Here is a 6587-nt window from a genome sequence, read left to right on the forward strand (position 1 = left end):
TCCACAGCACGGCGACCTCGCGCCCAAGCGACAGCCGTGCTGGTCACGCACGACCAGTCCGAAGCCTTGTCGCTTGGGCGCGAGGTCGCCGTGCTGTGGCGCGGGCGGCTGGTGCAGACGGATACGCCGGAGGCGGTGTACCGGCGGCCGGTATCGCGGGAACTGGCGAGTTTTGTCGGCGATGCGGTGATCGTGCCGGGATCGATTGTTTCCGGCGATCCGATGCACGTGCGCTGCGAATTCGGTACGTTGCCCATCACGCGTGCGGTTGCAGCAAGCGATGTCGACGTAATGATCCGCCCCGAACAAATCCGCATTACGGATCACGGCGATGTGCACGCGACCGTCGAAAAAGTCGTCTTTTATGGCCACGATGCCAGCGTCATGCTGCGCTCGGACGGCGGTTCACACGGCATGCAGATCCGCGTGGCGGGGTATTCGTATCCGCGTGTGGGCGAGCGGGTGGGGTTGTCCGTGGAAGGCGATGTGATGGCTTATCCGCGCACCTGATGACGCGCGTCAAAACATCGAATTGGTGCCAGCTTGACAAAGTGCATATGCACAAACTACTCTGTGCGTATGACTTCCCCTGAATTGTCCTATCTCGACTGCAATTGTTTCGCCATCCGCCAGGCGGCGCGCTTCGTCTCGCAGCTTTACGAGCGCCACGTCGGGCAGGCAGGCGTGACGGCCGCGCAGTACACGCTCCTCGCCGCCATTCACCGGCGGCCAGGGACGACCATGGCCGAACTCGCTGATGCAATGGTGATGGAGCGCACCACGCTGGTTCGCGCGCTGAAGCCTTTGCAACGCGATGGTCTGGTCACGGCCGACCAGCAAGACGCCGGCACGCGCGCCGTGGCGCTGAATCTCACCGAAGGCGGTAAAAAAACGCTTGGCGAAGCCGCTTTGCGCTGGCACGAGGCGCAAAAGGAATTCGAAGAGAAATTCGGCCGGGACCGCGCGAGGGAGTTGAGGAAGTCATTGCTGGAACTGACATCGATGGAATGAAACGAAGGCCCGGCATAACGCCGGGCGTTTTTTTAATGCATTTAGTGCATATACACTTTATGGAGCTGACATGGAAATCAAAGGCAAGGTAGTTCTGGTTACAGGCGCGAATCGCGGCTTGGGCGAGCAGTTCGCAAAGGCACTGTTGGCAGCAGGTGCGTCCAAGGTCTATGCAACGGCGCGCGATAAATCCGCCATCAAGATTCCCGGCGTGGAAGCCGTCCAGCTCGACGTGACGAACGCGCAAAGCATCGCCGCCGCGGCCGACCGGCTGACCGACGTGCAGATCGTCATCAACAATGCGGGCGCGATCATCGGCGGCTCGCTGCTGGACGCGGGTTCCATCGATGCCGCCCGCTCATTGTTCGAAACCAATGTGATCGGCCCGCTCGCCGTCACGCAGGCGTTCGCGCCAGCCTTGAAGCGCAACGGCGGCGGCGCGGTGGTCAATATCCTGTCGGTGCTGAGCTGGCTGACTATCGATGGAACGGGTGCCTATAGCGCGTCCAAATCGGCCGTATGGGCGATCACGAACGGCCTGCGGACCGAACTGCGCGGCCAGGGCACGCTGGTGGTCGGCGTGCACCCGGCTTTTATCGATACCGACATGACCGCCGGCATCAATGCACCCAAAACCACGCCGCAAGAAGTCGTGCGCCAAGTGCTGGAAGGCATCGAGCAGGGCAAGGAGGAGATTCTCGTCGATGACGTCGGCCGCAACGTGAAGGGATCGCTGTCTTCCGCAACGCCTGCCTACCTGACGCCCGCCCACTAAAACGGGAGAACCACCATGGGTACGCAAAGCCAGTCACGCGAGATTGTGTTGTGCGCGCCGGTCAGAACGGCGATCGGCGCGTTCAACGGCACGCTGAAAGGCACGAGCGCGGCCGACCTCGGCGCAGCCGTGATCCGGGAGACGCTGCAGCGTTCGGGCGTCGCGCCGGAGAAGGTCGATTCAGTCACGTTCGGCAACGTGATCCAGGCGGGAAATCGCATGAATCCCGCGCGACAGGCGGCGATGAATGGTGGTTTGCCGGTTTCCGTTCCCGCGCTGACCGTGAACCGTGTATGCGGATCGGGCGCGCAGGCGGTGGTATCGGCGGCGAACGAAATCAGCGCGGGATTCGTGCAGCTCGCGGTGGCAGGCGGCATGGAGAACATGGACCGCGCGCCGTACTTGCTCGATAACGGTCGGTTCGGGTATCGCATGGGCAACGCGGAAATCCACGACAGCATGCTGCGCGACGGTCTGGACGACGCCTTTTCGGGCAAGCATTCCGGCTGGCACACGGAAGACCTCGTGACGCAGATGGACATCACGCGCGAGGCGCAGGACCGCTTTGCCGAGCGTTCGCAGCAGCGGTTCACATCGGCTGAAGCGAAGGGGTTTTTCAAAGCGGAGATCGTCGGGCTGGACGTGAAGGCGGGCAAGCAAACTGTCTTCTTCGATACCGACGAACAACCGCGCCCCGACACCACCCTAGCGACACTTTCGAAGCTCCGCCCCGCATTTCGTCCGGACGGCACGATCACAGCGGGTAACGCGCCAGGCCTTAACAGCGGCGCGGCGGCCATGCTTGTTGCGGACCGTGCGTTTGCGGATCGCAATGGGATTGCGGCATCGGTGCGGCTCGTGGCTTATGGCATCGCGGCAGTCGAACCCGGCATGTTCGGACTCGGACCGGTGCCGGCCGTGCAGCAGGCACTGGATCGCGCGGGCTGGAAGCTGGGCGACCTCGAGCGCATCGAGATCAACGAGGCGTTCGCTGCCGTGCCCATTGCGGTTGCGCGCACGCTCGGTCTGCCCGATGACATCGTGAATCCGGAAGGCGGCGCGATCGCCCATGGACACGCGATCGGCGCGACGGGCGCGGTGCTGGTCACGCGCCTCGTCCACGCGATGAAACGCGACGGCCTCAGGCGCGCAATGGTGACCTTGTGTATTGGCGGCGGGCAGGGCATTGCACTGGCGCTTGAAAGCCTTTGATCTAGGCGCGTGCCGGCGCTGGATTGAACTCGCGGATGATATCGATAAATGCGCGCAATCCAGCCGGCACATGCCGATGCCCCGGGTAATACAAACACAACCTCGGACCCGGCGGCGACCAGTCTTCGAGCACGCGTACAAGGCGGCCCGAAGCGATGTCTTTCCCCACCGCCCATTCGCTCAGCCACGCGAGGCCGGCGCCGTTCAGCGCGGCGTCGAGCATCAGGTGATGGTTATCTAGCGTGAGAGCGCCTTTGACATCGATCTGGATACGCTCGCCGCGCTTCTCGAAATCCCATTTGTACACGCCGCCGCTTGAATAACGCGCGCGGATGCATTCGTGCGCGAGCAGGTCGTCGGGCACTTTGGGGCGGCGTTTCTTCGTCCTCGTGAAGTATTCGGGCGATGCCACCACGGCAAAGCGCACCGGCCGGCTGCACGGCACCGCGATCATGTCCTGGGGCACCATGTCGAGCACACGGACACCGGCATCGAAACCTTCCGCGACGATATCGACCAGCCGTCCCTCGGTCACGATATCCAGCTTCATATCCGGATACCGAGCGAGAAACGCGTAGGCGACGGGCTGCATCAGCTCCAGCGCCGCACCTTCCGATGCATTGATGCGCAGCGTTCCCGCCGGCGTTTCGCGATGCAGGTTTGCGTCTTCCATGGCCGCCGAGATTTCGCGCAGCGCCGGGGTGACGCGCGCGAGAAACTGCTCGCCCGCCTCGGTGAGCGAGACGCTGCGCGTGGTCCGATGAAACAGCCGCACGCCCATGCGCTGCTCCAGCGCCGCGACCGCATGGCTCAACGCCGATGGCGACATGCCAAGTTCCGCCGCCGCGCCACGAAAACTTCGATGCGCGGCGACCGCCGTCACTGCGCTCAACTCGGTCAGGCCGGTTCGGCTCATTTAGAACTCATTGTGCTGTTTGCTGCATCAACCCGTGCAGCGCTGTGCGTATTGTCTCACTGATTATCGGACCTTATTGTGATCGCATCTTTTCATCCACTGAAGGAATTCGCGATCATGAGCAAGACTGTTTTGATTACCGGGGCATCGTCGGGCATTGGCCGGGCGAGTGTGGGCTTGTTTGCCGCAAAGGGCTGGAACGTCATCGCGACGATGCGCCGGCCCGACGCGGCGCTTGCCGCCGATAACGTCCTCGTCACGCGCCTCGATGTCCAAGATACCGGCAGCATTCACACTGCAGTCGATGCGGGCATCGCGCGGTTCGGGGGTATCGACGCGCTCGTCAACAACGCGGGATACGGGCAGTACGGTTTGTTCGAAGCGCTGTCGCGCGAAGACATCCAGACGCAGTTCGACGTCAACGTGTTCGGCGTCATGGACGTCACACGCGCGGTGCTGCCGCATTTCCGGGCGCGCAAAAGCGGAGTGATCGTAAACGTCAGTTCGGGTGCGGGCATTTTCACCTTGCCCATGATCTCGCTCTATTGCGCCAGCAAATTCGCGCTGGAAGGATTTTCGGAGGCGTTGTCGTATGAACTTGGGTCGCAGGGAATCGGCGTGAAGCTCGTGATCCCGCACGGCGGTGTGACCAGCACGAACTTCAACGCTCGCTCGCTGGAAAGCCATGTGCAGGAAGAAAAGCCTGGCAGTTACGACGGTTTTGTCGAACGCACGGCGGCGGCTTTTGGCGCGCTGGCCGCGGCGAGCACCATTCGCGCGGACGATGTCGCGGCGCTCATCCACGAGGCCGCAACCGATGGCACGGACCGGCTGCGTTATCTCATCGGCGATGATTCGCGTGGTTTTGTAAAAGCGCGCCGCACCCTGCCGGATCAGGATTACATTGACTTCATGCGAGCGAAGTTTCCCTCGGTTTAAGGGTTTTCACGCAACGGACCACGAGTCGACGCGCGAAGAAAAGCGGTCCAGCACGCGAAACAGGCCAGAAATGCGAAGACTTGGCGGATTTCGGCGATAGTCTTTCGCACGGGCCTAATGCACCGACAGTATGGTGAAAGCTCGTTTGACCGCGCCCGACCGGCTGTCCGGCTGGCGCGGTCTGGCCGGGTAAGGCCGATCCTGTTTCCGGAGTGCATGAGCTATGAGAGTTTCCCTGTTTGCCGGCGTTGCCATGTTGTGCGTGGGCGCAAGCGCGTTCGCCCAGCAGCCGCCCGCGTTTCCGATGCGCAGTCAAAATTCGGCGCAAGTGAGTATCGATAACGCCATGTGCTATGGCTACGCCAACCAGCACACGGGCGTGAACATGGCGAAGGTGTCACAAGTGCCGATCAAACCGCAGGCGACCAAGCCTGGCGCCGTGAAGCAGGTCGCGGTGGCGGCGCCGTTGCCATCGGCGATGGCTTCCGGGGCTTCCGCGGTTTACCCGGCATCCGCTACGGGCAAGGCGTCGGCTTCGGCTTCAGCTTCAGCGCCGGTGATGGCGTCCGGATCGGCATCGGCATCGGCCGCCAGACCGGGCGTCGCCTCCGATGCACGCGCCGTCGCGAACGCAAGTTCTTCATCCACCGATGCCCCCATGCCCGCGCTGCCTCCGCCCGAGCCGCCCATGGTCCAGTATTGGCGCGCATATAGCGAATGCATGACCGAGCGCGGTTACATGGTCAAGTGACCGCTCAACGTCTTTAACTGCTTGTTCATTGCGCCCGGTTCCGGGCGCAATTCATTTCTGCTCCCGCCCTGCACGACACATCGCCGAATCAGGCGTAACGCTATATTTAATAAAATATAACGTGGCGATTGATAATTTCGATCGTTGCAATGTAACCGTCCGCGCCTTGACGACGAATTAACTAACAGAAGCATCTGAACGCGGGCTGTTTTCAAGTCAAATACATTTCCACGCGGTCAGGGATTAAACGCGCTTCAGATGTGTTTGCGTATTTATCCGCATGTCAAACGTTGTATTTGCTCAAGCAGCGAGTCTTGTCAAGGAGCACACCATGACCACCAGACGCCGTTTTTTATTCGCGAGCAGCACGTTGGCGGCAGCCGCTTTCGCCGCGTTCAGGCAACGCGATGTCCCGGGCGTGAGTCCGGCTTTGGCGGCCGACGCGAACGAGACGTTCGAGGTCGTTCATACCGATGATCAGTGGCGCAGCACGCTGACATCGGCGCAATACAACGTGTTGCGGCACGAAGGCACGGAGCGGCCCTATAGCAGTCCGCTCAACGCGGAGCATCGCAATGGCGTGTTCTCGTGCGCGGGATGCCAGCTCGATGCGTTTTCGTCGCGCACGAAATTCGAAAGCCACACCGGTTGGCCGAGCTTCTGGGCGCCGCTCGATCATGCGGTCGCCACGCACGAGGACCTGTCGTTCGGGGTGTCGCGCACTGAAGTTCATTGCCGGCGATGCGGCAGCCATCTCGGTCATGTCTTCGATGACGGCCCCAAACCCACCGGCCTTCGATACTGCATGAACGGCCTGGCGATGAACTTCAAACCGAGTGCCGCCTGAGCGCCGCATGGATGATACGAAGGCCGACCAGTCAGCGCCGGTTCAACGCCTCAAACTCAAGTTTCTGAAGATCAAGCTCATCTCGGCTTTGGATGCGTGACGAAAATAACCGGGAGTACCAACAACGGCCATGCGT

At 61.8% G+C, this 6587-nt stretch carries 8 protein-coding genes; 7 read left to right on the top strand and 1 reads right to left on the bottom strand.

Annotation, left to right across the window (positions count from 1 at the left end; translation table 11 throughout):
* From ACRXB1_RS27240 to ACRXB1_RS27255, 4 genes are all read left to right on the top strand, one after another.
* Window positions 1-510 (top strand): TOBE domain-containing protein (locus tag ACRXB1_RS27240; protein ID WP_449493792.1); only part of this gene is annotated, 510 nt, incomplete at its 5' end.
* Window positions 511-579: 69 nt separating this feature from the next.
* Window positions 580-1011, top strand: a complete 432-nt coding sequence (locus ACRXB1_RS27245) for a MarR family winged helix-turn-helix transcriptional regulator (RefSeq protein ID WP_062003384.1) — start codon at window positions 580-582, stop codon at window positions 1009-1011.
* Window positions 1012-1081: 70 nt separating this feature from the next.
* Window positions 1082-1786, top strand: a complete 705-nt coding sequence (locus tag ACRXB1_RS27250; RefSeq protein ID WP_062171600.1) for an SDR family oxidoreductase — start codon at window positions 1082-1084, stop codon at window positions 1784-1786.
* A 15-nt stretch (window positions 1787-1801) separates the two neighbouring features.
* Window positions 1802-2998 carry a thiolase family protein gene (locus tag ACRXB1_RS27255; RefSeq protein WP_449493793.1) on the top strand — a complete coding sequence of 399 codons (1197 nt, stop codon included), beginning with the start codon at window positions 1802-1804 and terminating at the stop codon, window positions 2996-2998.
* 1 nt (window position 2999) lies between these two features.
* On the opposite strand, the gene ACRXB1_RS27260 is transcribed toward ACRXB1_RS27255, so the two are convergent.
* Complete coding sequence (locus tag ACRXB1_RS27260) at window positions 3000-3914, bottom strand: LysR family transcriptional regulator (RefSeq protein ID WP_062003381.1); 915 nt, start codon at window positions 3912-3914, stop codon at window positions 3000-3002.
* A 117-nt stretch (window positions 3915-4031) separates the two neighbouring features.
* On the opposite strand from ACRXB1_RS27260, the gene ACRXB1_RS27265 reads away from it, so the two are divergent.
* The 3 genes from ACRXB1_RS27265 (at window position 4032) to msrB (ending at window position 6451) form a co-directional block, all read left to right on the top strand.
* Window positions 4032-4853, top strand: a complete 822-nt coding sequence (locus tag ACRXB1_RS27265) for an SDR family oxidoreductase (RefSeq protein WP_449493794.1) — start codon at window positions 4032-4034, stop codon at window positions 4851-4853.
* Window positions 4854-5076: 223 nt separating this feature from the next.
* The gene (locus ACRXB1_RS27270) at window positions 5077-5604 is read left to right on the top strand and encodes a hypothetical protein (RefSeq protein ID WP_449493795.1); all 528 of its coding nucleotides are present in this window, start codon (window positions 5077-5079) and stop codon (window positions 5602-5604) included.
* Between the two features lie 331 nt (window positions 5605-5935).
* The gene (gene msrB / locus ACRXB1_RS27275) at window positions 5936-6451 is read left to right on the top strand and encodes a peptide-methionine (R)-S-oxide reductase MsrB (RefSeq protein WP_449493796.1); all 516 of its coding nucleotides are present in this window, start codon (window positions 5936-5938) and stop codon (window positions 6449-6451) included.
* Window positions 6452-6587 lie beyond the last annotated feature (136 nt).

The sequence above is a fragment of the Caballeronia sp. M23-90 genome, assembly GCF_053574605.1.

Coding starts and splice junctions, on each gene's coding strand:
- ACRXB1_RS27245 (WP_062003384.1), top strand. CDS start 580: ATGACTTCCCCTGAATTGTCCTATCTCGACTGCAATTGTTTCGCCATC.
- ACRXB1_RS27250 (WP_062171600.1), top strand. CDS start 1,082: ATGGAAATCAAAGGCAAGGTAGTTCTGGTTACAGGCGCGAATCGCGGC.
- ACRXB1_RS27255 (WP_449493793.1), top strand. CDS start 1,802: ATGGGTACGCAAAGCCAGTCACGCGAGATTGTGTTGTGCGCGCCGGTC.
- ACRXB1_RS27260 (WP_062003381.1), bottom strand. CDS start 3,914: ATGAGCCGAACCGGCCTGACCGAGTTGAGCGCAGTGACGGCGGTCGCC.
- ACRXB1_RS27265 (WP_449493794.1), top strand. CDS start 4,032: ATGAGCAAGACTGTTTTGATTACCGGGGCATCGTCGGGCATTGGCCGG.
- ACRXB1_RS27270 (WP_449493795.1), top strand. CDS start 5,077: ATGAGAGTTTCCCTGTTTGCCGGCGTTGCCATGTTGTGCGTGGGCGCA.
- msrB (WP_449493796.1), top strand. CDS start 5,936: ATGACCACCAGACGCCGTTTTTTATTCGCGAGCAGCACGTTGGCGGCA.